This window comes from Kitasatospora brasiliensis, from assembly GCF_032654805.1.
GTDB lineage: Bacteria > Actinomycetota > Actinomycetes > Streptomycetales > Streptomycetaceae > Kitasatospora > Kitasatospora brasiliensis.
The window spans coordinates 730,259-755,936 of record NZ_JAUOOW010000001.1 but is presented as its reverse complement, the minus strand read 5'-3'; the positions used below and the strand labels follow the sequence as shown (position 1 = coordinate 755,936).

Genomic DNA, 25,678 nt, shown 5'->3' with positions numbered 1-25,678 from the left:
TCCCCCGATCGGGGCCGTCCGATACGGGCGCGGGGCAACTCCGGGCAACTCGGGCCCACCGAACCGGACGGCGGGTCCCGAACGGAACGGCCGGGACGAGGGCGGGTGCAGCGGGGGCCCGCGCCGGGGCCCGGAGGCCGTAGGCTGACCCCATGCCCACCCTGCTGCTCGTCCGCCACGGCCGCTCCACCGCCAACACCGCCGGAATCCTGGCCGGTTGGACCCCCGGGGTGGACCTCGACGACACCGGGCGCGGCCAGGCCGCCGCGCTCGCCGACCGGCTGGCCGGCATCCCGCTGGCGCAGGCGGTCAGCAGCCCGCTGGAGCGCTGCCGGCAGACCCTGGAGCCGCTGCTGGCGGCCCGGCCCGAGCTGGGCCCGCCGGCCGAGGACGAGCGGCTGGGGGAGTGCCACTACGGCGAGTGGACCGGTCGTCCGCTGGCCGAGCTGGCCAAGGAGCCGCTCTGGCGCACCGTGCAGGACCACGCCGCCGCGGCCGCCTTCCCCGGCGGGGAGTCGCTGCGCGCGCTGAGCCACCGCACGGTGGACGCGGTGCGCGAGTGGAACCAGAAGATCGCCGCCGAACACGGTGAGGACGCGGTCTGGATCGCCTGCTCGCACGGGGACGTGATCAAGGCCGTGGTGGCCGACGCGCTCGGGCTGCATCTGGACCACTTCCAGCGGATCAGCGTCGAGCCCTGCTCGGTCACCGCGATCCGCTACACCCCGCAGCGGCCCTTCGTGCTGAGGATGGGCGACACCGGCGACCTCGCCTCGCTCGCCCCTCGGCCCGGCCCGGCCGCGGCCACCCCGACCGGCGACGCGGTCGTCGGCGGCACCGCCTGAGCCACCCCGCCGACGGGCCGTCCGGGGAGGCGCCGTCCGGGCGTCACCGGCTGGTTCCCCGGGTGCCACCCCGCCCGCGGCCGTCGGCTCGGCTCCCCGGCCGGAGCCCGGAGGTCGTAGGGTGACTAACGAGTCCATCCGGCCGCGGCCCGCCCCCGGCGGAACCGCGCCGACCGACACGATCCGGAGCGAGAGCGTGCCCCGTCAGGTCTACTTCTACGACCAGCCCGAACGGTTCGTGGCCGGCACCGTCGGCCAGCCCGGCGCCAGGGCGTTCTACCTCCAGGCCAGCGCCCGGGGCCGGATCACCAGTGTGCTGCTGGAGAAGACCCAGGTCGCGGCGCTCGCCGAGCGCATCGAGGAAGTCCTGGACGAGGCGCTGCGGCGCAGCGGCGGCGACGCCGCGATCCCGGCCGCCGCCCCGAAGGACCTGCTCGACACCGCCCCGCTGGACCTCCCGCTGGAGCAGGAGTTCCGGGTCGGCACCATGGCCCTGGCCTGGGACAGCGTGGACAGCTGCCTGGTGGTCGAGGCCCAGGCGCTGGTCGAGGACGAGGAGGAGGACGGCGAGGAGGCCGTCTTCACCGACGACGACACCGGCCCGGACATGCTGCGGGTGCGGCTGTCCGGCGCGATGGCCCGGGTCTTCGCCAAGCGCGCGCTGGACCTGGTCGCGGCGGGCCGCAAGCCGTGCCCGTTCTGCAACCTGCCGCTCGACCCGGAGGGGCACCTGTGCCCGCGCGCGAACGGCTACCGGCGCTGAACACCGACACCCCGCCGCAGGCCGATCCGACGGCCGCCGCCGCGCTGGCCGCCGACGTGCCCACCGCCCTCGCGCTGCTGCGCCAGGGCGAACTGACCGTGCACGGCAGGCTCACCGACGCCTCCAACGCCGCGCTGTACTGCTCGGTGGCGCACGGCTCGCTGAGCGCCCAGGCCGTCTACAAGCCGGTGGCCGGCGAGCGCCCGCTGTGGGACTTCCCGGACGGCACGCTGGCCGGCCGCGAGATCGCCGCGTACGAGCTGTCCGCCGCGACCGGGTGGGCGCTGGTGCCGCCCACCGTGCTGCGCGAGGGCCCGCACGGGCCCGGCATGGTGCAGTTGTGGGTCGAGCCGGATCCGTGGGCCGAGCCGTTGCTCGCGCTCCAGGACCCGCGCGGCCCGGAGGCGGGCTGGCTGCCGATCGTCCGGGCCGAGGTCGAGGGCGGGCGGACGGCGCTGCTGGTGCACCACGACGACCGGCGGCTGCGCCGGCTCGCCGTGCTGGACGCGGTGCTCAACAACGCCGACCGCAAGGGCGGCCACCTGATCCCGGCCGCCGACGGCCGGGTGTACGGCATCGATCACGGCGTCACCTTCAACACCGAGGACAAGCTGCGCACCCTGCTCTGGGGTTGGGCCGGCGATCCGCTGACCACCGAGGCGCTGGAGGTGCTGGCCCGGCTCGCCGAGCAGTTGGACGGCGAGCTGGCCGAGCGGCTGGCCCCGCACCTGACGGCGGCCGAACTGGACGCCACCCGGGCCCGGGTGGCCGGGCTGCGCGACTCCGGGCGGCACCCGCTGCCGCCCACGGACTGGCCCGCGATCCCCTGGCCGCCGGTGTAGGGCCCGGCATCCGCCCGGCACGTGAGATCGAGGGGAGATGGTCTGGACCTGTCCCCGGGACAGGTCGCACACTGCTCCGATGGATGTGCGACGGACCACCCCCACCCCACGAACCACGCCGGACCTGCCGTTGCACCGGTTACAGGTCCCGCTGCCCCACTTGCTCCCCTTCGCCGTCGGCAGCTTCGACGAGATCGGCCCGCTCACCCGGGCCGGCTTCCCCCACCGGCACTCGTTCTACGAGATCGTCCACGTCACCGGCGGCCGCGGCGCCCACGTCCTGGACCTCGTCCACCGGCCGTTGGCGCCACCGCAGTTGTGCGTGATCACGCCCGGCCAGGTGCACTACTGGGCGGACACCGAGGAGCTGACCGGCCGGGTCGTGCTGTTCAACGAGGACTTCCTGCTCGGCCACCCCCAGGACCTCGCCGCGCTCCGCGCCCTGGCCGTCCGCCCGGCCCTGGCGCTCGGTGAACAGGCCGACGCGATCGGCGCGTTGCTCGCCGACATGGAGTACGAGTACACGACCAGGGCGCCCGGCTACCAGGGCGTGCTGCGGGCCAGCCTGCACATCCTGATCGTCCGGGCGCTGCGGGCCTGCGCTCCGCCGGACCGCCCCACGATGCCCGGCCGCTCGTCCGAACTGGCCGCCGCCTTCACCCGGTTGATCGCCCGGCCGGGCGGGGTGCGGCACTCGGTGGCCTCCTCCGCGCAGGAACTCGGCGTCTCCCCGGGGCACTTGCAGACCCTGGTGAAGCAGGCCACCGGGCGCACCCCCGGCGGGCTGATCCGCCACCAGCAGACCCTGGAGGCCAAGCGACTGCTGGCCTGCACGGATTTGACGATCCGTCAGGTATCCAAGGAGGCCGGCTTCGTCGATCCGGCGTACTTCTGCCGGTTCTTCCGCCGGGAGACCGGGATGACCCCGGGGGAGTTCCGGGCCAGGGTCGACGGAAATCACCACGATCCCCGGATCATGTCCATCGCGGTCGCGCCGGACGGCCCGTAACTTTGCTGCTGGCCACCGGTGGCCGGTCCGGCACGCGTGGACGGGTGACCGGTCCGGCCCTTGTCATGCCCCCACCATGGCAAGGGCCGCCCCACCCCCCCGCCTCACGAGAAGGAGACGGCGCATGCCCACGTCCGACGGCATGATCAGCCGAAAGACCGTCCTGAAGGCCGCCGCCGCGCTAGGGGCCGCCCCGCTGCTGGTCGGCGGCGGAGTGGCGCTGGCCCGGGACCAGATCGACAGCGGACAGCCGCTCGGGCTCACCCCCGACTGCCACGACGGCGACGCCCCCACCGTCGAGCAGATCGAAGGGCCGTACTTCAAGCCCAACTCCCCGCTGCGCAGCTCGATGGTCAACGACGGCCCCGGCACCCACCTGGTCGTCAGCGGCTACGTCTTCGGCCGCGCCTGCCAACCCATCTCCGGCGTGCTGCTGGACTTCTGGCAGGCCGACACCAACGGCAACTACGACAACGTCACGTACACCTTCCGCGGCCACCAGTTCACCGACGCCAACGGCGCGTACAAGCTGGACACCATCGTGCCGGGCCTCTACCCGGGCCGCACCCGGCACCTGCACGTCAAGCTCCAGGCCCCCGGCCGGCAGATCGTCACCACCCAGCTGTACTTCCCGGGGGAGCCGCGCAACAGCACGGACACCATCTACGACGCCCGGCTGCTGATGAACGTCCGGCAGAACGGCCAGACCCGCGAGGCGAGCTTCGACTTCGTGCTGAACGTCCCGCAGACCCCGGGCACGCCGAGCCCGACGCCCACCCCGACCGGCGGGCCCACCACCCCGCCGCCGAGCGGCACCTGGGCTGCGGGCACCTCCTACAACGCGGGCGACCGCGTGACCTACTCCGGCGTCTCCTACGTCTGCCTCCAGGCGCACACCGCCATGGTCGGCTGGGAGCCGCCGAACGTGCCGGCCCTCTGGCAGCGGTCGTAGCGGCTCCGACCGCTCCCCCGGGGGAGCCGGGCGCCCGGTCGGTGGCAGGGCCGACCGGGCGCTCACCCATGTCCGGGGCCGGGGCGCTCACCCGCCCGGAACCAGCGCGGAACCGGCGTGGAAACAGCCCAATACCAGGCGGGAAACGCTCGGGCAACGGAAAAGATCGAAACCAGTCGATCTTTCGCACTGGTTAGGCTTTCAAATGTTCGCAAGGTTAAAGTTGTTTCCATGCATGCCTGGCCCGCCTCCGAGGTTCCCGCCCTGCCTGGTCAGGGGCTCCCCCTCCACATCCACGACACCGCAGCGGGCACGGTCCGCGAGGTCGTGCCGCTGGACGGCACCGCCCGGATCTACGTTTGCGGCATCACCCCCTACGACGCGACCCACATGGGCCACGCCGCCACCTACAACGCGTTCGACCTGGTGCAGCGCGTCTGGAAGGACGCCGGCCACGACGTCCTGTACATCCAGAACGTCACCGACGTCGACGACCCGCTGCTCGCCCGCGCGATCGAGACCGGACAGGACTGGACCGCCCTGGCCGAGCGCGAGACGGCCCTGTTCCGCGAGGACATGACCGCGCTGCGCATGCTCCCGCCGGCCCACTACATCGGCGCCGTCGAGTCGATCCCGTGGATCGTCCCGATCGTCCAGAAGCTGCTGGCCTCCGGCGCCGCCTACACGGTGGACGGCGACATCTACTTCTCGGTCGACGCCGACCCGCGCTTCGGCGAGGTCTCCGGCCTCACCCACGAGGCCATGCGCCCGGTCTTCGCCGAGCGCGGCGGCGACCCGGACCGCCCCGGCAAGCGCAACCCGCTGGACGCCCTGCTCTGGCTGGCCGCCCGCCCGGGCGAGCCCGCCTGGGACACCGAGCTCGGCCACGGCCGCCCCGGCTGGCACATCGAGTGCGTCGCCATCGCCCTCCAGTACCTCGGCATGTCCTTCGACATCCAGGGCGGCGGCAGCGACCTCTCCTTCCCGCACCACGAGATGGGCGCCGCGCACGCCCAGGTCGCCACCGGCGCCCACCCGTACGCCAAGGCGTACGTGCACGCCGGCATGGTCGCCCTGGACGGCCACAAGATGTCCAAGTCCCGCGGCAACCTGGTCTTCGTCTCGGCGCTGCGCCGCGAGGGCGTCGACCCGGCGGCGATCCGCCTGGCGCTGCTCGCGCACCACTACCGCGCGGACTGGGAGTGGACCAAGGGCACCCTGGACGAGGCCGTCGAGCGCCTCGCCCGCTGGCGCGCCGCGGTCTCCCGCCCGGACGGCCCGGCGGCCGAGCAGCTGCTCACCGAGGTGCGTGCGGCGCTCGCGAACGACCTGGACGCGCCCGCCGCGCTGGCCGCGGTGGACCGCTGGGCGGCCCGGCAGGAGGCCGAGGGCGGCACCGACACCGGCGCGCCCGGCCTGGTGACCCGCACCGTGGACGCCCTGCTCGGCGTCGCGCTGTGAGCACCTGACGTACCCGGACCACCCGGAGCACGCCGAAGGGGCGGTCAGGACACCTGTCCTGACCGCCCCTTCGCCGTACCGCCGCTCACTCCTCCTCGGCGCCGTCCGGGCTCTCCCGGGTGCCGCCCGGCGCCTCCGGCTCGGCCGGCCGCTCCACCGTGGCGTGCCCGGACACCGGCTTCTCGCCGGTCGGCCCGACGTTCTCCCGGCGGCGCAGGTAGCGCTCGAACTCGCGGGCGATGGCGTCCCCGGACGCCTCCGGCAGCTCCGCGGTGTCCTGCGCCTCCTCCAGCTGCTGGACGTACTCGGCCACCTCGCTGTCCTCGGCGGCCAGCTGGTCCACGCCGAGCTGCCAGGCCCGGGCGTCCTCGGCCAGCTCGCCCGGCGGGATGCGCAGGTCCAGCAGGTCCTCCAGCTTGTTGACCAGGGCCAGCGTCGCCTTGGGGTTCGGCGGCTGCGAGACGTAGTGCGGCACCGCCGCCCAGAGCGTCACGGCCGGCACTCCGGCGTGGGTGCACGCCTCCTGGAGCACCCCGACGATGCCGGTGGGGCCCTCGTAGCGGCTCTCCTCCAGGTCCAGGCGACGGGCCAGGTCCGGGTCGGAGGTGACCCCGCTGACCGGCACCGGACGGCTGTGCGGGGTGTCCCCGAGCAGGGCGCCCAGGATCACCACCAGCTCGACGCCCAGCTCGTGGGCGAAGCCCAGCAGCTCGTTGCAGAACGAGCGCCAGCGCATGCTCGGCTCGATGCCGCGGACCAGCACGACGTCCCTGGTCTTCGGTTCCGTCACCCGGATCACCGAGAGCCGGGTGGTCGGCCAGGTGATCCGGCGGATGCCGCCGTCCAGCCAGACCGTGGGCCGGTTGACCTGGAAGTCGTAGTAGTCCTCCGCGTCCAGGGCGGCGAACACCTTGCCGCTCCAGGTCTCGTCCAGATGTGCCAGAGCCGCGGAGGCGGCGTCGCCCGCGTCGTTCCAGCCCTCGAAGGCGCAGACCATGACCGGGTCGATCAACTCGGGAACATCTTCCAGCTCGATCACCCAGCGTCTCCCTCCGGTCGGCGGTCGGACCTGCGCCGCCCAGGCTGGCCTGCCCGGGCGCCGACGGGCCGGCTGCCGACTGTCGAACCTCTCGTCTCCCATGGAACGCCTCGCTCCATGGTCCCTACCTGCCCAGCCTACGGGCTTTGATGCGCACCGCGGCCGGGCACCGGGACAGTCTGGGGGAGCGGGCCGCCGCGATCCACCGGATATCGCGCGTCCGTGGCTGACGGACCGTCAGGTCACTTGCGCGAGCGGGGAGTAGTGGAGTCGTTACGCTGCGTCCACCCAGCCGTCACGGTACGCCGCCCAGTGCTCGGGCAGCGATGCGAAGTCCACGTACAGCGCGACGCCGAAGTTCTGCCGCCGCGGGTCCTCCCGGCCCAGGCCCAGCCGGACGCCCCGGACGGCGGCCGGGACGGTCTCGGCGTCGCCCCAGTGGCCCCACTTGTCGTCCCAGAAGAACGGCAGGCCCATCAGCAGGTCCACGTCGGCCGGGGTGGCCCGCAGGGCGAGCTCGGTCTGCCGGGCGACGTAGCCGCCGTACAGCGGCTCGGTGGGCATCGAGGTGTCATAGCTCATCACCGCGATCTGGCCGACCCGGCGGGCGGTCTGCGTGAAGTACGCCTGGTCCCACCACTTGCCGTGGTCGGTGAGCAGGATGCCGGCCGTGTGCAGGCCCGGGACCGGGTCGATCTGCGGGACGGCCACCGACAGCTTGGCGCCGCGCGCCGCGGTGACCGGGCGGACCTGGTCGAGCAGGGTCAGCCAGCCGGCCGAACCGGGGCGGATCGGCTCCATGTCGAAGTGCACCCCGTCGAAGCCGAGGTCCAGCACCTGGCCGGCGGAGGCGGTGACCCGGTCGCGGGTGGGGCCGTCCTCCAGGTCCATCGCGTCCCGCTCCGGCTTGACCTCGTCGCCCAGCCAGGCCTGGACGCGCACGCCCGGCAGCGCGGCGTGCACCGCGTCGGTGAACCAGCGGCCCCGGGGGTGGACGGACGGCGGCAGCGTGCCGTCGTGCTCCAGCGGGCCGGTGTGCACATAGAGGTCCCGGATGCCGGTGCCGGCCAGCTGCCGGCCCAGCGCGGCCACGTCGGCGTCGGTCTTGCGGCCGTCCACCCAGGCGTGGCCGAGCCAGAGCGCGTCCCGGCCCCGGGTGTGGGCCTCGGCGCCGGGGGTGCCCGTGTAGTGCAGCCGGAACATGACGAAGACCGAGCCGAGTGCGGCGGTGGGCACGGCCGCCGCCAGGACCAGCACCAGCAGCGCCCGGCGCCACCAGGACCATGCTCGCCAACGGGTGCGCAGCGCGCGGACCGGGGCCGTCAGGACCCGGCCGACACGCTGCGCGAAGATCCGGAATCCGGCCACACGCTCGCTCCCCCCTCGCGGTCGAGCGTTCAGGATACGGAACGGTAGGGCGGGCCCACCCGAAGGCCGGATACCCTGACCACGTGCGTGCCCGAGCAAGCGGGCTCGCAAAGCCGACAGCCGTCGCACCAGGGAGACGCCCCATGGCCATCGCAGCCGATCCGTCCGTCACTCAGCAGAGCCGCGCGAACGCGCTGCGCGAAGCGCTCGCCACCCGGGTGGTGGTCGCCGACGGTGCCATGGGCACCATGCTCCAGGCGCAGGATCCGACGCTGGAGGACTTCCAGAACCTCGAAGGCTGCAACGAGGTCCTCAACATCACCCGCCCGGACATCGTCCGGTCCGTCCACGAGGCCTACTTCGGCGTGGGCGTGGACTGCGTGGAGACCAACACCTTCGGCGCCAACTTCAGCGCCCTGGGCGAGTACGAGATCGCCGAGCGGATCTTCGAGCTGTCCGAGGCCGGCGCCCGGATCGCCCGCGAGACGGCCGACACCCACACCGTCGCCGACGGCCGCACCCGCTGGGTGCTCGGCTCGATCGGCCCCGGCACCAAGCTGCCGACCCTGGGCCACGCCCCGTACGAGACGCTGCGCGACGGCTTCCAGCGCAACGCGGCCGGCCTGATCGCCGGCGGCGCCGACGCGCTGCTGGTCGAGACCAGCCAGGACCTGCTCCAGACCAAGGCCGCGATCCTGGGCTCCAAGCGGGCTCTGGCCGAGGCCGGGCTGGACCTGCCGGTGCTGGTGCAGGTGACGGTGGAGACCACCGGCACCATGCTGCTCGGCTCCGAGATCGGCGCCGCGCTCACCGCGCTGGAGCCGCTGGGCGTCGACTACATCGGCCTGAACTGCGCCACCGGCCCGGCCGAGATGAGCGAGCACCTGCGCTACCTGGCCAAGAACGCCCGGATCGGCCTGTCCTGCATGCCGAACGCGGGCCTGCCGGTGCTCGGCAAGGACGGCGCCCACTACCCGCTGTCCCCGGCCGAGCTGGCCGACGCCCACGACGTGTTCACCCAGGAGTACGGGCTGTCGCTGGTCGGCGGCTGCTGCGGCACCACGCCCGAGCACCTGCGCCAGGTGGTCGAGCGGGTCCAGGGCCGCCCGATCGCCCCGCGCGACCCGCGGCCGGAGCCCTCGGCGGCCTCGCTGTACCAGGCGGTGCCGTTCCGTCAGGACACGTCGTACCTGGCGATCGGCGAGCGCACCAACGCCAACGGCTCGAAGAAGTTCCGCGAGTCGATGCTGGCCGGCGACTGGCAGGCCTGTGTGGAGATCGCCCGCGACCAGATCCGGGACGGCTCCCACCTGCTGGACCTCTGCGTGGACTACGTCGGCCGCGACGGCGTCGCCGACATGAAGGAGATCGCCGGCCGGCTGGCCACCGCCTCCACCCTGCCGATCGTGCTGGACTCCACCGAGCCGCCCGTCCTGCGGGCCGGCCTGGAGGCGCTCGGCGGCCGCGCGGTGCTCAACTCGGTGAACTACGAGGACGGCAACGCCCCGGACTCGCGCTTCGGCAGGATCGCCTCGCTGGCCCGGGAGCACGGCGCCGGCCTGATCGCGCTGACCATCGACGAGGAGGGCCAGGCCCGCACCGCCGAGAAGAAGGTCGAGATCGCCGAGCGGCTGATCGCCGAGCTGACCGCCGACTACGGCATCGACGAGGGCTCGATCCTGGTCGACTGCCTCACCTTCACCCTGGCCACCGGTCAGGAGGAGTCCCGCCGGGACGGCATCGAGACCATCGAGGCGATCCGCGAGCTCAAGCGCCGCCGCCCCGGGGTGCAGACCACCCTCGGCCTGTCCAACATCTCCTTCGGCCTCAACCCGGCCGCCCGGGTGGTGCTCAACTCGGTCTTCCTGCACGAGTGCGTGGAGGCCGGCCTGGACTCGGCGATCGTGCACGCCTCCAAGATCCTGCCGATCTCCCGCATCCCCGAGGACCAGCGCGAGGCCGCCCTCGACTTGGTCTACGACCGCCGCCGGGACGGCTACGACCCGTTGCAGCGCCTGCTGGAGCTGTTCGAGGGCGTCTCCACCGCCTCGGTCAAGGCCTCCAAGGCCGAGGAGCTGGCCGCGCTCCCGCTGGAGGAGCGGCTCCAGCGCCGGATCATCGACGGGGAGCGGAGCGGCCTGGAGGCCGACCTGGACGAGGCGCTGACCGTCCGCCCGGCGCTGGAGATCATCAACGACACCCTGCTGGCCGGCATGAAGGTGATCGGCGAGCTGTTCGGCTCCGGCCAGATGCAGCTGCCGTTCGTGCTCCAGTCCGCCGAGGTGATGAAGACCGCGGTGGCCCACCTGGAGCCGTACATGGAGAAGTCCGACAGCGAGGGCAAGGGCACCATCGTGCTGGCCACCGTCAAGGGCGACGTCCACGACATCGGCAAGAACCTGGTCGACATCATCCTGTCCAACAACGGCTACAACGTCGTCAACCTGGGCATCAAGCAGCCGGTCTCGGCGATCCTGGACGCCGCGCAGGAGCACAACGCGGACGTGATCGGGATGTCCGGGCTGCTGGTGAAGTCCACCGTGATCATGAAGGAGAACCTGGAGGAGCTGAACCAGCGCAAGCTGGCCGCGTCCTTCCCGGTGATCCTCGGCGGCGCCGCGCTCACCCGGGCCTACGTCGAGCAGGACCTGCACGAGATCTACGAGGGCGAGGTCCGCTACGCCCGGGACGCCTTCGAGGGCCTGCGGCTGATGGACGCGCTGGTCGCGGTCAAGCGCGGCGTGCCCGGCGCGGCCCTGCCGGAGCTGAAGCAGCGCCGGCACGCCCGGGTCGAGGTGGAGGAGCCGGAGCCCGAGGTCAACCTCGGCCAGATCCGCTCCGACGTCACCGTCGACAACACCGTGCCCACCCCGCCGTTCTGGGGCGACCGGATCGTCAAGGGCATCCCGTTCGCGGACTACGCCTCCTGGCTGGACGAGGACGCGCTGTTCAAGGGGCAGTGGGGCCTGAAGGCCTCCCGCACCGGCGACGGGCCCTCGTACGAGGAGCTGGTGGAGACCGAGGGCCGGCCGCGGCTGCGGGCCTGGCTGGACCGGCTCCAGACCGAGGGCTGGCTGGAGGCCGCCGTGGTCTACGGCTACTACCCGGCCAACTCCAAGGGCGACGACCTGATCGTCTTCCACGAGGACGGCACCGAGCGCACCCGCTTCACCTTCCCGCGCCAGCGGCGCGGGCGCCGGCTCTGCCTGGCCGACTTCTTCCGCCCGGAGGAGTCCGGGGTGCGGGACGTGGTGGGCCTCCAGGTGGTCACCATGGGCAACCGGATCTCGGAGGCGGCCAACGAGCTGTTCGCGGGCAACTCCTACCGCGACTACCTGGAGCTGCACGGCCTGTCGGTGCAGCTGGCCGAGGCGCTGGCCGAGTTCTGGCACGCGCGGGTCCGCTACGAGCTGGGCTTCTCCGGCGAGGACCCGCAGGACGTCAAGGACATGTTCGCGCTTAAGTACCGCGGCGCCCGCTTCTCGCTCGGCTACGGGGCCTGCCCCGAGCTGGAGGACCGGGCGAAGATCGCCGAGCTGCTGAAGCCGGAGCGGATCGGCGTGGTGCTCTCCGAGGAGTTCCAGCTCCACCCGGAGCAGTCCACCGACGCGATCGTGATCCACCACCCGGAGGCGAAGTACTTCAACGCCCGGTAACCCCGGGTTCCCGCAGCGTTCGCTCTTTCCGGACGAAGCGGGCGTATCCTTGATGATCCTGAACGGGCCGGTCCGCTCACCAGCGGGTCGGCCCGCGCCTTCCCCGGGCACGCCCGGGCCTGCCGGAAGGACCCGCCATGACCACCAGTTCCACCGCCACGCGCATCCTCGACCACGGGGACGGCCGCGGGCTCCAGGCGGTGCTGCTGGACATGGACGGGACGATGGTGGACACCGAGGACTTCTGGTGGCAGGCCGAGACCTCGCTCTTCGCCGAGCTGGGCCACGAGCTGGACGAGGCGGACCGCGCCCACGTGGTCGGCGGCCCGATGAGCAGGGTGATGGACTATCTGGTCGCCCGCACCGGGGTGGACATCGCCCCGGCCGACCTCGGTGTGCTGGTCGGTCAGCGCTTCGTCGACCTGCTGGCCGACGGCGTGCCGCTCATGCCCGGCGCCGAGCGGCTGCTCAACACCCTTGCCGCGCACGGCATTCCGGCCGCCCTGGTGTCCGCCTCGCAGCGGCACGTGATCGACATCGTGCTGCGCTCGCTGGGCGCCGAGCGCTTCGCCTTCACCATCGGCGGGGACGAGGTGGCGCGCACCAAGCCGTTCCCCGACCCGTACCTGGAGGCGGCCCGCCGGCTGGGCGCGGAGCCCGCCCGCTGCGTGGTGATCGAGGACACCCCGACCGGGGTGCGGGCCGGCGAGGCGGCCGGCTGCCCGGTGATCGCGGTGCCCTCGGTGGCGCCGATCGAGCCGGCTCCGGGGCGGCTGGTGCTGTCCTCGCTGGAGCGGGTCGACCTCGACCTGCTGCGCTCACTGGTCACTTCGCGAGTGTGATTGTCATCTCATTGCAGCTCTGACTTACCGGCCGGTACGTGGCCCGGCAAGCCTCCGGATCGGAGACGCCGGGGGAAATATCGGGCAATGGCTGACAACTCGTCGAGCGCGCCGTGATGCCCTGAACCACCGTGTCCCAAACGTCACCTGACCAGGTACCGGTGGTACGTGTTCGATGTGGCACGCTACTCCAGTTCGTGCCACCCAGAAGGACGCGCCTCGTGAAGACTTCAGCTGAACGCCTGGCAGTACTCGGTTGCGCCGGTCTGGTCGCCGTCTCGGTGACCGGGTGCGGATCGGTGACCGACGTGGTCAATGGGGGCGGCGGCGACAAGTCGATCACCATGGGTACCAGCCAGCTGACCGGTGTCCTGGACCCGGCCGTCGCCTACGACGCCGGCTCCTGGACGCTGCTGCGCAACACCTTCCAGTCGCTGCTCACCTTCCAGGCCGCCGCCAGCTCGCCCTCCCCGGACGCCGCGCAGTCCTGCGAGTTCACCAACGGTGAGGCCACCGAGTACCACTGCACCCTGAAGCCCGGTCTGAAGTTCTCCAACGGGCACCCGCTGACGGCCCAGGACGTGGTCTTCTCGGTCGAGCGCACCAAGAAGATCAACGACCCCAGCGGCCCGGCCGAACTGCTCGACTCGATCAAGTCCGTCGAGGCCAAGGGCGACAACGAGGTGATCTTCCACCTCTCCACCCCCGACTCCACCCTGCCGGCCAAGCTGGCGACCCCGGCCGGCGCCATCGTGGACCACCAGTACTACCCCGCCGACAAGGCGCTGCCCAACGACAAGCAGATCGGCTCCGGCCCGTACCGCATCGAGTCGATCGAGAGCTTCAAGGGCGGCAAGCAGCTGGGCAAGGTCGTGCTGGCGGCCAACGACAAGTACGGCGGCGAGGCCAAGCTGCGCAACAGCAAGTTCACGGTGCGGTACTTCGACAAGGCCGACGACCTGAAGGCCGCGCTGGACAAGAGCGAGGTCGACGTCACCGACAACAGCCTGGAGCCGAACACCGCCGCCCAGGTCCGCTCCGACCAGCAGGGCGGCAAGACCGACCTCCAGGTGGCCGAGGGCGACAGCAACGACACCCGGTACCTGGTGTTCAACACCAAGGACCCGCTGATGAGCAACCAGGCCGTCCGCCAGGCCGCCGCTCAGATGATGGACCGCAAGGCGCTGGCCCGCGACGTCTTCGCCCGCACCGTCCAGGCGCTCTACTCCATGGTCCCGGCCGGCCTGCCCGGCCACAGCACGGCCTTCTTCGACCGCTACGGCGACCAGGACGTGAACAAGGCCAAGAAGATCCTGGCCGACGCCAAGGTTCAGACCCCGGTCAAGTTCACCCTCACCTGGTCCCGTTCGCGGGCCGGCAGCAACGAGGCCGAGACGCTCAAGAAGCAGCTGGAGACCGGCGGCCTCTTCCAGGTGACGCTCGCCCAGGAGCCGGACTGGGACGCCTACCGCAAGGGCTGGGCCGACGGCAAGTACCAGGCGTACGTCATCGGTTGGTTCGCCGACTACCCGGACCCGGACAACTACCTCACCCCGCTGTTGGTCAACGGCGGTGCCTACCACACCGGTTGGGACGACGCGCGGATCAGCGGCCGGCTGGTGCCGGACGGCCTCAAGCAGACCGACCGCAGCACGGCGGCCGCCACCTACACGCAGATCCAGCAGATCGGGGCCGAGAGCGTGCCGATGATCCCGCTGTACCAGAACAAGTCCTTCTACGCGTCGCGCTCGTACGTCACCGGCGTCGAGTCCACCGTCGACACCACCGGCTACTTCCGCTTCTGGGAGATCAGCCGGACCAACAAGTAGCAGGCACGAAGCGGCGGCCCGCCCGCTTCCCCGTCGGTACGGGGGAGCAGGCGGGCCGCCGTGACGTTTCTGCCCGCGGGCCGGTCCTACAGGGCGCCCGGGCGCACCAGGCCGCTCTCGTAGGCGTACACCGCCGCCTGCACCCGGTCGCGCAGCTGGAGCTTGGTCAGCACATGGCCCACATGGGTCTTCACGGTGGTCTCGCTGACGAACAGCTCGGCCGCGATCTCCGCGTTCGACAGCCCGCGCGCCACCAGCTTCAGCACCTCCAGCTCGCGCTCGGTCAGCGCGCCCAGCGCCTGCGGCGGCGCCTCGTCGCCCGAGGGCAGCTTGGTGGCGTACATGTCCAGCAGCCGGCGGGTGATGCTCGGTGCCAGCATCGCCGCGCCGTCCGCGACCACCCGGATCGCCTGCACCAGCTCCTCGGCCGGGACGTCCTTCAGCAGGAAGCCGCTGGCACCCGCGCGCAGCGCCTCCACCACGTACTCGTCCAGGTCGAAGGTGGTCAGCACCAGCACCTTGGCCGGGCCGTCGCGCCCCGGGCCGGCGATCCGGCGGGTCGCCTCGACGCCGTCCATCCTGGGCATCCGGATGTCCATCAGCACCACGTCGGGCTGGAGCGCCCGCACCTGGTCCAGCGCCTGCTGGCCGTCGCCGGCCTCACCGACCACCACGAGGTCGGACTCGGCCTCCAGGATCATCCGGAAACCGGTGCGCAGCAGCGGCTGGTCGTCGACCAGCAGCACTCGGATCGTCACCTAGGACTCCTCGCTCATCGGATCCCCCGTGGGATCGCTCTCATCCGACGTACGGGCCAGCGGCAGGGGGTAGGGCGGCGGGGTGCCGCCGAACTCCGGGCAGCTGGCCTGGTGGTCGCACCAGTCGCAGAGGCGGTTGCGGGTGGCCGGGAAGTCCCCGGTGGCCACCGCGTGGCTGATCCGCTCCCACAGCGCCTGGAGCTTGCGCTCCACCGCGAGCAGGTCCGCCTGGTCCGGGTCGTACGTGACCACGTCCCCGCCGCCGCCGAGGTAGACCAGCTGGAGGCGCTTGGGGATCACGCCCTTCCAGCGCCACACCACCAGGGCGTAGAACTTCATCTGGAACATCGCCTTGCCCTCGAAGTCCCGCGAGGGCGCCCGGCCGGTCTTGTAGTCGACCAGCCGGACCTCACCGGTGGGGGCGACGTCCACCCGGTCGATGTAGCCGCGCAGCAGCAGCCCCGACTCCAGGGCCGTCTCCACGTAGAGCTCCCGCTCCACCGGGTGCAGCCGGGTCGGGTCCTCCAGCCGGAACCACTGGCCGAGCAGCTTCTCGGCGTCCGCCAGCCAACGGGTCAGCGCCGCGCCGTCCGGGTCCTCCGGGAACAGCGAGGCCAGCTCCGGGCGCTCGCCCAACAGCCGCTCCCACTGCGGGCGCAGCAGGCCCAGGGCCCGCTCCGGCGTCCGCTCGGTCGCCGGGCTGTCGAAGAGCCGCTCCAGCACCGCGTGCACCAGCGTGCCCCTGGTCGCCGCCGAGCTCGGCGGCTCGGGCAGCCGGTCGATCACCCGCAGCCGGTACAGCAGGGGACAGGTGAGGAAGTCCCCCGCGCGCGACGGGGAGAGGCCGGTCGGGGGTGCCGCCGGACGCCCGGCGGCACTGCTGGTCTCGGTGTGCTGCATGGCTACGACCCTATTGCCCTTTGCTGTCATCCCGCTGCCACGGTGCTGCCAGAGCGGCGCCGGAGTGGGTATGAAGCCGGAAAGAGGGGCGCGCGGCACCGTCGGGCGGCGATCACGTAGCGTGGGCGCACCGGGGCACGACGGGAGAGACGACCGAAGGGATCACGGTGAGCGACAGCAGAGGGCAGCGGCCCTCCGAGCAGCCACCGCAGGACGGTGGCCGGCGTCCGGCAGGGGCGCCGCCCGAGCGCGGCGGCGGCCTCCTGATGGGCCGGCCCTTCGGCGTGCCCATCTACGTCACCCCCTCCTGGTTCGTCATCGCCGCCCTGATCACCTGGGTGTTCGGCGGGCAGCTGGGCGAGGTGCTGCCCGACCTCGGCGCCACCCGCTACCTGATCGCGTTCTTCTTCGCGGTCGCCTTCTACGCCTCCGTCCTGGTGCACGAGCTCGCCCACACCCTGGTCGCGCTGCGCTACAAGCTCGGGGTGCGGCGGATCCAGCTCCAGTTCTTCGGCGGGGTCTCCGAGATCGAGAACGAGGCGGAGAGCCCCTGGCGGGAGTTCTGGCTGGCCTTCGTGGGCCCGCTGCTCTCGCTGGCGCTCGGCGGGGTGTTCTACCTCGCGGTGCGGGCGGTGGAGCTGTCCACCGTGCCCGGGGTGCTGCTGACCGGCCTGATGATCTCCAACCTGGTGGTCGCCGCCTTCAACCTGCTGCCCGGCCTGCCGCTGGACGGCGGCCGGATGCTGCGCGCGGTCGTCTGGGCGCTCACCGGCAAGCCGATGGCCGGCACGGTGGCCGCCGCCTGGGTCGGCCGCGCCCTGGCCGTCGCGGTGCTGATCGGCCTGCCGCTGGCGAGCGCCGCCCGCGGGGTCGAGCGCAGCTCCACCGACACCCTGGTGGACGCGGTGCTGGCCGCCGTGCTCGCCGCGATCATCTGGAACGGCGCCACCGGCAGCCTGCGCAACGCCCGGCTCAAGGAGGCGCTGCCCGCGCTGCGGCTGCGCGACCTCGCCCGGCGGGCCGTCGAGGTCACCGCCGACACCCCGCTCGGCGAGGCGCTGCGCCGGGCCCACGAGGCCAAGGCCGGCGCGGTGATCGTGGTGGACGGCCGGGGCGAGCCGATCGCCATCGTGCGTGAGTCCGCCGTCCGCTCGGTGCCCGAGCACCGCCGCCCCTGGGTGGCCGTCGGCCCGCTCGCCCGCGACCTGGAGCCCGGTCTGCGGCTGGACGCCGACCTCGGCGGCGAGGACCTGCTGCGCGCCATCCAGGCCGCTCCGGCGGGGGAGTACCTGGTGGTCGAGCCGGACGGCCGGGTGTACGGCGTCGCCGCGCTGAGTGACATCGAGCAGCGGCTGACCGCCGCCGTGGGCGGCCGCTGACTGCCCGGTGATCACCCGCGTCTCGCGGGCGGGCGCGCTTCCCTTAGGATTGTCCGCATGTCCGAACCGACCGGTGCCGCCCGCCGACGCGGGCCCTTCCAGGTCGGGGACCAGGTCCAGCTGACCGACCCCAAGGGTCGCCACTACACGTTCACGCTCCAGGCCGGGAACCAGTTCCACACCCACAAGGGTGCGTTCCCGCACGACGAGCTGATCGGCGCTCCTGAGGGCACGGTCGTGCGCACCACGGGTAACGTCCCGTACCTCGCGCTGCGCCCCCTGCTCCCCGACTACGTCCTGTCCATGCCGCGCGGCGCCGCCGTGATCTACCCGAAGGACGCGGGTCAGATCCTGGCGATGGCCGACATCTTCGCCGGCGCCCGCGTCGTCGAAGCCGGTGTCGGCTCCGGCGCGCTCAGCACGTACCTGCTGCGCGCCGTCGGAGAGCAGGGCATGCTGGCCTCCTACGAGCGCCGCCAGGACTTCGCCGACATCGCCCAGGGGAACGTCGAGCGCTACTTCGGCGGTCCGCACCCGGCGTGGAAGCTGACCGTCGGCGACCTCCAGGACAACCTGGTCGAGACCGACGTCGACCGCGTCATCCTCGACATGCTGGCCCCCTGGGAGTGCCTGGACGTCGCCTCCAAGGCGCTCGTCCCCGGCGGTCTCATCTGCTGCTACGTGGCCACCACCACGCAGATGTCGAAGACCGTCGAGGCGCTGCGCGACCACGGCACCTTCACCGAGCCGCAGGCCTGGGAGACCATGGTCCGCACCTGGCACCTGGAGGGCCTGGCGGTCCGCCCGGACCACCGGATGATCGGCCACACCGGCTTCCTGCTCACCGCCCGCCGCCTGGCGGACGGCGTCGAGCCGCCGCTGCGCCGCCGCCGTCCGGCCAAGGGCGCGTACGGCGAGGACTACGACAGCGGGGCGCCCGAGCCCACCCTCCAGGAACGCGCGGCCGCCCGCAAGGCCGCCCGCGACACGGAGACGGAGCAGCCCGACCTGGGCTGAGTCCGAAGACCGCCGAGGGGTGGTACGAGCAAGGTGCTCGTACCACCCCTTTCGCATCGGCCCGATCGCGGTGTGGGACGATGCTCGCACACGCGTTGGTGGCCGGAACCCTGGAGGGGACGCCTGGTGGAGACCGCGGTCGGGACGACGACGGCGACGGCTGGACAGCAGGCACCGGGGGGCCGCACCCGGCCCCGGCACGCGAGAACCGCCCCCTGGCACTGGATCGTCGCCCTGGCCGGCTGCGGCGCGGTGGTGGCGGCCGCGCTGGCCGCCTCCCCGGCGACCGGCACCCCGGTGTCCGCGCACCCCGCGCCCAAGCCGCTCGCCGCGACCGCGGGCCCCGACCCGGCCCAGGTCCAACTCCCGCTGGACTGCGGCCCGTTCCCGGTCAAGACGGTGCTCGACGTGTCCGCGCGGCTCGGCGACGGGCGGGCCGCCACGGTGGTAGCCGCGCACTGCGCCGCCGAAACCGGCACCCCGCCGGACGCCGTCTTCCTGCTCGACTTCGGCCCGGACGGCCGCCCGGAAGTGGCGGCCACCCTGCTCACCGAGCGCGAGAACCTCACCGTGAGCCGGATCGCGGTGCGTTCGGACGGCGCCGTCACCGGCCACGCGCAGGGGTACTCCAGCGAGGACGTGCCGCGCTTCCGGCCCGACATCTCACTCGACCTCACCTGGACGCCGAAGGGCGGCGGCTGGGAACGCTCCCAGACCGCCGCCCCGGTCTCCGCCGTGTGACGGGTCGACTACTCCGCGTCCGGACCGTACACCTCGACCCGGTCGGCGACCCGGCGCACGTGGATGCAATCGCCGGGGCACTCCTTCGCCGAGTCCACCACGTCCTGAAGGATCGTCAGCGGCACCGGGGCGGTCTCCCCGGGCTGCTGGCGCAGCTCGTCGTCCGGCCCCTTCACGTAGGCCAGCCCGTCGATGTCGAGCTCGAAGACCTCGGGTGCGTACTGCGCGCAGATGCCGTCGCCGGTGCACAGATCCTGGTCGATCCACACCTCCAGCGCCTCGGCCGCTGCCGCCGTCTGCTCGGTCACCGACATGGGTCCCCTGCCGTTTCTGTCCCGGGTCGCCCCTATTCCTGGAGCAATCCCGCCATTCGTACAACGATCGGACCCTGAGTTGTGGTCGCGATCGGATATCACTTCGCTCGACGATACATCTGGCCCGCTTTGGGTGGTGCGCGGTGGGTATCCCCCTAAGCAGAGGGGAAGCACGCTGGGGCGAAGATCGGACACGCCCGTTCCATCTTTCTTGATCTAGGGGTTTACGGACCCCTGGTCCCAGGTAGGGTCTGGAAGCGTCCAGCTCCCCGGAGGAGGTGAGGACCGTGGCTGCCCACGATGACGACTACAACCGCAGCACCGGCAGGCCCGCTCGTGGTTCCGACGAGGCCGCACAGGTCTCGTACCTTGAGCAGGAAATCGCCGTGCTGCGCCGCAAGCTCGCCGACTCGCCGCGCAATTCGAGGATCCTCGAAGAGCGGATCGTCGAGCTCCAGACCAACCTGGCGGGCGTGACCGCCCAGAACGAACGGCTCGCGTCCACCCTGCGCGAGGCCCGCGACCAGATCGTGGCCCTCAAGGAGGAAGTGGACCGGCTGGCTCAGCCCCCGGCCGGCTTCGGCACCTTCCTCGACGCGAACGAGGACGGCACCGCGGACATCTTCACCGGTGGGCGCAAGCTCCGCGTGAACGTCAGCCCCACCGTCGCCCTCGACGAGGTGCGACGCGGTCAGGAAGTGATGCTCAACGAGGCCCTCAACATCGTGGACGCGATGGCCTTCGAGAGCATCGGCGAGATCGTCACCCTCAAAGAGGTCCTGGACGACGGCGAGCGTGCCCTGGTCCTGGGGCACACCGACGAGGAGCGCGTGGTGCGCCTCGCCGAGCCGCTGCGCGGGATGACCATCCGGGCCGGGGACTCCCTGCTGCTGGAGCCCCGCTCCGGCTACGTGTTCGAGGTCGTGCCGAAGTCCGAGGTCGAGGAGCTGGTCCTCGAAGAGGTCCCGGACATCGACTACCGGCAGATCGGCGGCCTCAGCAACCAGATCGAGCTGATCCGCGACGCGGTCGAGCTGCCGTACCTGCACGCCGACCTCTTCAAGGAATACGAGCTGCGCCCGCCCAAGGGCGTGCTGCTCTACGGCCCGCCCGGCTGCGGCAAGACGCTGATCGCCAAGGCGGTCGCCAACTCGCTGGCGAAGAAGGTCGCCGAGGTGACCGGCCGCCCCCAGGGGAAGAGCTACTTCCTCAACATCAAGGGCCCCGAGCTGCTCAACAAGTACGTCGGCGAGACCGAGCGGCAGATCCGCCTGGTCTTCCAGCGGGCCCGGGAGAAGGCGGGCGAGGGCACGCCCGTCATCGTCTTCTTCGACGAGATGGAGTCGCTGTTCCGCACCCGCGGCTCGGGTGTCAGCTCGGACGTGGAGAACACCATCGTCCCGCAGCTGCTGGCCGAGATCGACGGCGTGGAGGGCCTGGAGAACGTCATCGTCATCGGCGCCTCGAACCGCGAGGACATGATCGACCCGGCGATCCTGCGGCCCGGCCGGCTGGACGTCAAGATCAAGATCGAGCGTCCGGACGCCGAGGCCGCGAAGGACATCTTCTCCAAGTACCTCAGGGACTCGCTGCCGTTCCACCCGGACGACCTCAAGGAGCACGACGGCTCCGTCGAGGCCACCGTCGCCGCGATGATCCAGTCGGTGGTGGAGCGGATGTACTCCGAGACGGAGGAGAACCGCTTCCTGGAGGTCACCTACGCCAACGGTGACAAGGAGGTCCTGTACTTCAAGGACTTCAACTCCGGCGCGATGATCCAGAACATCGTCGACCGGGCGAAGAAGATGGCCATCAAGGACTTCCTCGACCACGGTCAGCGCGGTCTGCGCGTCTCCCACCTGCTCGCCGCCTGCGTCGACGAGTTCAAGGAGAACGAGGACCTCCCGAACACCACCAACCCGGACGACTGGGCCCGCATCTCCGGCAAGAAGGGCGAGCGGATCGTCTTCATCCGCACGCTGGTCACCGGCAAGCAGGGCGCCGAGTCCGGCCGCTCGATCGACACTGTCGCCAACACGGGGCAGTACCTGTAAGCACGCGGTTACCCGGGCCGGCAGCGGTCCCCGGAGCTGTACGCACCCCGTCCGGCTGTGGCGCCTCGCGGCCCCGCAGCCGGACGGCGCGTCTCCGGGCCCGCCGGTCGGCGCCGGGTTCTAGGCTCGACCCACCGTCCGCGGGAAGGGACCCGGCGTCGGTGTTGTTCGGCGGTACGTCAGCGTGCTCCGCCCGTCGGGGGCGGCGCACCGGGCAAGGAGGGCCGCATGACCGTACGGCGCGTGATGGGCATCGAAACCGAGTACGGGATCTCCGTGCCCGGGCACCCCAACGCCAACGCCATGCTCACCTCGTCCCAGATCGTCAACGCGTACGCGGCGGCGATGCACCGGGCACGGCGGGCCCGCTGGGACTTCGAGGAGGAGAATCCGCTGCGCGACGCACGGGGGTTCGACCTGGCCCGCGAGGTCGCGGACGCCAGCCAGCTCACCGACGAGGACATCGGCCTCGCCAATGTGATCCTCACCAACGGGGCCCGGTTCTACGTGGACCACGCGCACCCCGAGTACAGCTCGCCCGAGGTGACCAACCCGCGCGACGCCGTGCTCTGGGACAAGGCCGGCGAGCGGATCATGGCCGCCGCCGCGCAGCGCGCGCTGGAACTGCCCAACGGGCAGAACATCCACCTGTACAAGAACAACACCGACAACAAGGGCGCCTCCTACGGTACCCACGAGAACTACCTGATGAAGCGGGCGACACCGTTCGCCGACATCGTCCGCCACCTCACCCCGTTCTTCGTCTCCCGCCAGGTGGTCACCGGCGCCGGCCGGGTCGGCATCGGCCAGGACGGCTCGGCGCACGGCTTCCAGATCAGCCAGCGGGCGGACTACTTCGAGGTCGAGGTCGGCCTGGAGACCACGCTCAAGCGCCCGATCATCAACACCCGGGACGAGCCGCACGCCGACGCCGAGAAGTACCGCAGGCTGCACGTGATCATCGGGGACGCCAACCTCTCCGAGATCTCCACCTACCTCAAGCTGGGCACCACCTCGCTGGTCCTGTCGATGATCGAGGACGCGTTCATCGCCGCCGACCTCGCCGTCGACCAGCCGGTGCGCACCCTCCACCGGGTCTCCCACGACCCGACGCTCAAGCACCTGATCACCCTGCGCAACGGGCGCAAGCTCACCGCCGTCCAGCTCCAGCTGGAGTACTTCGAACTGGCCCGCAAGTACGTCGAGGACCGCTTCGGCAACGACGCGGACGAGCAGACGGTGGACGTGCTGGCGCGCTGGGAGGACGTCCTGGGGCGGCTGGAGCGCGACCCGATGTCCCTCTCCCGGCAACTGGACTGGGTCGCCAAGCGGGAGATCCTGGAGGGCTACCGCAGCCGGGACGCCCTGGGCTGGGAGAACCCGCGGCTGCACCTGGTCGACCTCCAGTACAGCGACGTACGGCCGGAGAAGGGCCTCTACAACCGTCTGGTGGCCCGTGGCCGGTTCGAGCGGCTGCTGACCGAGGATGAAGTCGAGCGGGCCGTCTCCAAGCCGCCGGAGGACACCCGGGCGTACTTCCGCGGGCGCTGCCTGGAGCAGTACGCGGAGCACGTCGCGGCGGCCTCCTGGGACTCGGTGATCTTCGACCTGCCCGGCCGGGACTCGTTGCAGCGGGTGCCCACGCTGGAGCCGCTGCGCGGCACCCGCAACCACGTCAAGGAGCTGCTGGACCGCTGCCGCACGGCGGAGGACCTGCTCCGGGTGCTGTCCGGCGGGTAACTTTTCGATCACCATGGGTGAACGTCCGCCGAATGGGAATCATCCGGGGTGGCAGCGGGTGTTGGACAGGAAGCGCCACCGGCAAACCGGGAGCGGCTGTCGCACCTTGTGTATAGGGTCGATGCAGCAAGCGGAGACCCAACCGTGCCAGACGAATCGAGCGGGGTGAGGGAAATGGCGAGCAAGGACACCGGCGGCGGCCAGCAGCGGGCGAACCGCTCCTCCGAGGAGGTCGAGGAGCAGGCCGCGGAAAGCCAGAATTCCGACGACCTCAAGGAGCGCCAGGAAAAGCTGAGCGACGACGTCGACGCGGTACTGGACGAAATCGACGAGGTCCTTGAGTCGAATGCCGAGGATTTCGTCCGGGGATTCGTCCAGAAGGGCGGGCAATAGCTCGTCACCGGGCATTCCGGAATTCACGGTCGCGACCGTCCGGCACCGGCCCCTCCACTCGTGGACAGTGATCGTCGGGCGGGTAGGGTGCGGGCAGCGCGCGCTTCAAGCTACCTGGAAGGAATCGTGTGGAAGCCAACACTCGTGGCACCGGGCGTCTACCGGCTGCCTTCCTGACCCCGGGGTCGTCCTCGTTCATCGACTTCCTCGCCGAGCACCAGCCCGAGCTGCTCCCGGGCCGCCGCTCGCTCCCCGAGGGGGCCGTGGTCGAGGCCCCGCACGGGACCACGATCGTGGCCGCGGTCTTCGACGGCGGCGTGGTCATCGCGGGTGACCGGCGGGCGACGATGGGCAACGTGATCGCCCAGCGGGACATGGAGAAGGTCTTCCCGGCCGACGAGTACAGCGCGGTCGGCATCGCCGGCACCGCCGGCCTCGCGATCGAGATGGTCCGGCTGTTCCAACTGGAGCTGGAGCACTACGAGAAGATCGAGGGCGCCACGCTCTCCCTGGAGGGCAAGGCCAACCGGCTCACCACCATGATCCGGGGCAACCTCGGCATGGCGATGCAGGGCCTCGCGGTGGTGCCGCTGTTCGCCGGCTACGACCTGGACCGCGGCCGCGGCCGGATCTTCAACTACGACGTCACCGGCGGGCGTTCCGAGGAACGCGGGTTCGCCGCCACCGGCTCGGGCTCGGTCTTCGCCCGCGGCTCGATGAAGAAGCTCTACCGCGAGGACCTGACGGCCGACCAGGCCGTCACCCTGGTCGTCCAGGCGCTGTACGACGCGGCGGACGACGACTCCGCCACCGGCGGCCCTGACCTCGCGCGCCGGATCTTCCCGATCGTCTCGCTGATCACCGAGGACGGCTTCCGCCGGCTCACCGAGGCGGAGGTCGCGCAGACGACCGTCGCCATCACCGACGACCGGCTGGCCCGCCCCAACGGCCCGCAGGCCCCGCTGCTCTAGCCATCACCTCACAGGAAAGGGACGACCGCCGGTGTCGACACCGTTCTACGTCTCACCCCAGCAGGCCATGGCCGACCGCGCGGAGTACGCCCGCAAGGGCATCGCGCGCGGCCGCAGCGTGGTCGTGCTCACCTACGCCGACGGCATCGTCTTCGTCGCGGAGAACACCTCCAGGGCGCTCCACAAGGTCTCCGAGATCTACGACAAGATCGCCTTCGCGGCGGTCGGCCGCTACAACGAGTTCGAGAACCTGCGCATCGGCGGCGTCCGCTACGCCGACCTGCGCGGCTACTCCTACGACCGGGCCGACGTCACCGCCCGCGGCCTGGCCAACGTGTACGCCCAGACGCTGGGCACCATCTTCTCCTCGGTCGGCGAGAAGCCGTACGAGGTCGAGCTGATCGTGGCCGAGGTCGGCCGCACCGCCGACAACGACCAGATCTACCGGCTCACGCCGGACGGTTCGGTGGTGGACGAGAAGAACTACGTGGTGGTCGGCGGCAACGCCGACTCGATCGGCAACTACCTGGGCCAGCGCCACCGCGCCGGCCTGAGCCTGACCGAGGCGGTGAAGGTCGCGGTGGACTCGCTCGCCCGCGACCCCAACGGCGGCAGCCCGCGCAGCCTCACGCCGGAGCAGCTGGAGGTAGCGGTCCTCGACCGCCAGCGGTTCCAGCAGCGCAAGTTCAAGCGGATCCTGGGCAACCAGCTGGGCCGGCTGCTCGACGGGGACCAGTCCGCCGAGGCGGACGACGAGGACAATCCGGCGGACGGCACGCCGGTGTAGCAGTTCCTGAGGAGTCCC

22 protein-coding genes and 1 pseudogene are annotated in these 25,678 nt (G+C 71.6%); 18 read left to right on the top strand and 5 right to left on the bottom strand.

Translation table 11 applies throughout. The features are described 5' to 3' along the window. Positions 1–152 precede the first annotated feature (152 nt). The 6 genes from QWJ13_RS03450 to mshC all read left to right on the top strand — a co-directional run bounded on the left by QWJ13_RS03450 (position 153) and on the right by mshC (position 5,872). Complete coding sequence (locus tag QWJ13_RS03450) at positions 153–845, top strand: histidine phosphatase family protein (protein WP_316520373.1); 693 nt, start codon at positions 153–155, stop codon at positions 843–845. Positions 846–1,041: 196 nt separating this feature from the next. Beyond that, positions 1,042–1,608, top strand: a complete 567-nt coding sequence (locus QWJ13_RS03445; protein WP_316520371.1) for a DUF3090 domain-containing protein — start codon at positions 1,042–1,044, stop codon at positions 1,606–1,608. Next, entirely contained in the window at positions 1,578–2,450 is an 873-nt protein-coding gene (locus tag QWJ13_RS03440; protein ID WP_432277414.1) for an SCO1664 family protein, read from the top strand. The genes QWJ13_RS03445 and QWJ13_RS03440 overlap by 31 nt, the downstream gene beginning before the upstream one ends. 160 nt (positions 2,451–2,610) lie before the next feature. Further along, complete coding sequence (locus QWJ13_RS03435) at positions 2,611–3,459, top strand: AraC family transcriptional regulator (RefSeq protein WP_316520370.1); 849 nt, start codon at positions 2,611–2,613, stop codon at positions 3,457–3,459. A gap of 124 nt (positions 3,460–3,583) precedes the next feature. Further along, positions 3,584–4,411, top strand: coding sequence for a dioxygenase family protein (locus QWJ13_RS03430; RefSeq protein ID WP_316520369.1), 828 nt, complete (start codon positions 3,584–3,586; stop codon positions 4,409–4,411). Positions 4,412–4,642: 231 nt separating this feature from the next. Beyond that, the gene (gene mshC / locus QWJ13_RS03425) at positions 4,643–5,872 is read left to right on the top strand and encodes a cysteine--1-D-myo-inosityl 2-amino-2-deoxy-alpha-D-glucopyranoside ligase (RefSeq protein ID WP_316520367.1); all 1,230 of its coding nucleotides are present in this window, start codon (positions 4,643–4,645) and stop codon (positions 5,870–5,872) included. Between the two features lie 85 nt (positions 5,873–5,957). Here mshC and QWJ13_RS03420 read toward each other — a convergent pair whose 3' ends face one another. Continuing rightward, positions 5,958–6,911, bottom strand: a complete 954-nt coding sequence (locus QWJ13_RS03420) for a PAC2 family protein (protein ID WP_316520365.1) — start codon at positions 6,909–6,911, stop codon at positions 5,958–5,960. 273 nt (positions 6,912–7,184) lie between these two features. Next, positions 7,185–8,279 (bottom strand): glycoside hydrolase family 18 protein, encoded by a 1,095-nt coding sequence (locus tag QWJ13_RS03415; protein WP_316520364.1) that lies wholly within the window; start codon positions 8,277–8,279, stop codon positions 7,185–7,187. A 143-nt stretch (positions 8,280–8,422) separates the two neighbouring features. On the opposite strand from QWJ13_RS03415, the gene metH reads away from it, so the two are divergent. From metH to QWJ13_RS03400, 3 genes are all read left to right on the top strand, one after another. Continuing rightward, on the top strand, positions 8,423–11,935 hold the full coding sequence (metH, locus tag QWJ13_RS03410; RefSeq protein WP_316520362.1) for a methionine synthase: 3,513 nt from the start codon (positions 8,423–8,425) through the stop codon (positions 11,933–11,935). Between the two features lie 137 nt (positions 11,936–12,072). Next, positions 12,073–12,777: an HAD family hydrolase gene (locus QWJ13_RS03405; protein ID WP_316520361.1), complete on the top strand. Its 705-nt coding sequence runs from the start codon at positions 12,073–12,075 to the stop codon at positions 12,775–12,777. Between the two features lie 221 nt (positions 12,778–12,998). Next, the gene (locus QWJ13_RS03400; protein WP_316520359.1) at positions 12,999–14,606 is read left to right on the top strand and encodes an ABC transporter substrate-binding protein; all 1,608 of its coding nucleotides are present in this window, start codon (positions 12,999–13,001) and stop codon (positions 14,604–14,606) included. A gap of 86 nt (positions 14,607–14,692) precedes the next feature. On the opposite strand, the gene QWJ13_RS03395 is transcribed toward QWJ13_RS03400, so the two are convergent. Beyond that, a complete protein-coding gene (locus QWJ13_RS03395; protein ID WP_049650980.1) occupies positions 14,693–15,364 on the bottom strand; it encodes a response regulator in 672 nt (223 codons plus the stop codon). Next, positions 15,365–16,264 (bottom strand): RecB family exonuclease, encoded by a 900-nt coding sequence (locus QWJ13_RS03390; protein ID WP_316520357.1) that lies wholly within the window; start codon positions 16,262–16,264, stop codon positions 15,365–15,367. Between the two features lie 167 nt (positions 16,265–16,431). On the opposite strand from QWJ13_RS03390, the gene QWJ13_RS03385 reads away from it, so the two are divergent. The 3 genes from QWJ13_RS03385 (at position 16,432) to QWJ13_RS03375 (ending at position 19,401) form a co-directional block, all read left to right on the top strand. Beyond that, complete coding sequence (locus QWJ13_RS03385; protein WP_316520356.1) at positions 16,432–17,643, top strand: site-2 protease family protein; 1,212 nt, start codon at positions 16,432–16,434, stop codon at positions 17,641–17,643. Between the two features lie 57 nt (positions 17,644–17,700). Then, the gene (locus tag QWJ13_RS03380; protein ID WP_316520355.1) at positions 17,701–18,660 is read left to right on the top strand and encodes a tRNA (adenine-N1)-methyltransferase; all 960 of its coding nucleotides are present in this window, start codon (positions 17,701–17,703) and stop codon (positions 18,658–18,660) included. 126 nt (positions 18,661–18,786) lie between these two features. Further along, the gene (locus QWJ13_RS03375) at positions 18,787–19,401 is read left to right on the top strand and encodes a hypothetical protein (RefSeq protein WP_316520353.1); all 615 of its coding nucleotides are present in this window, start codon (positions 18,787–18,789) and stop codon (positions 19,399–19,401) included. An 8-nt stretch (positions 19,402–19,409) separates the two neighbouring features. Here the strand turns inward: QWJ13_RS03375 and QWJ13_RS03370 are convergent, their stop codons facing one another. Next, the gene (locus QWJ13_RS03370; RefSeq protein ID WP_316520352.1) at positions 19,410–19,715 is read right to left on the bottom strand and encodes a ferredoxin; all 306 of its coding nucleotides are present in this window, start codon (positions 19,713–19,715) and stop codon (positions 19,410–19,412) included. 287 nt (positions 19,716–20,002) lie between these two features. Here QWJ13_RS03370 and arc point away from each other — a divergent pair, with 287 nt between their 5' ends. The 6 genes and pseudogenes from arc (at position 20,003) to prcA (ending at position 25,660) form a co-directional block, all read left to right on the top strand. Further along, positions 20,003–21,769 (top strand): proteasome ATPase, encoded by a 1,767-nt coding sequence (arc, locus tag QWJ13_RS03365; protein ID WP_316520350.1) that lies wholly within the window; start codon positions 20,003–20,005, stop codon positions 21,767–21,769. A gap of 228 nt (positions 21,770–21,997) precedes the next feature. Continuing rightward, positions 21,998–23,509, top strand: a complete 1,512-nt coding sequence (gene dop / locus QWJ13_RS03360; protein WP_316520349.1) for a depupylase/deamidase Dop — start codon at positions 21,998–22,000, stop codon at positions 23,507–23,509. A 174-nt stretch (positions 23,510–23,683) separates the two neighbouring features. Next, a complete protein-coding gene (locus tag QWJ13_RS03355) occupies positions 23,684–23,902 on the top strand; it encodes a ubiquitin-like protein Pup (protein WP_188299085.1) in 219 nt (72 codons plus the stop codon). A gap of 99 nt (positions 23,903–24,001) precedes the next feature. Beyond that, positions 24,002–24,079, top strand: a pseudogene (locus tag QWJ13_RS34305) (endonuclease VII domain-containing protein); the annotation flags it as partial. Further along, a complete protein-coding gene (prcB, locus tag QWJ13_RS03350; protein ID WP_432277446.1) occupies positions 24,076–24,873 on the top strand; it encodes a proteasome subunit beta in 798 nt (265 codons plus the stop codon). The pseudogene QWJ13_RS34305 and the gene prcB, both read left to right, overlap by 4 nt. 31 nt (positions 24,874–24,904) lie before the next feature. Further along, positions 24,905–25,660: a proteasome subunit alpha gene (gene prcA, locus QWJ13_RS03345; protein WP_316520345.1), complete on the top strand. Its 756-nt coding sequence runs from the start codon at positions 24,905–24,907 to the stop codon at positions 25,658–25,660. The last annotated feature ends 18 nt before the right edge of the window (positions 25,661–25,678 follow it).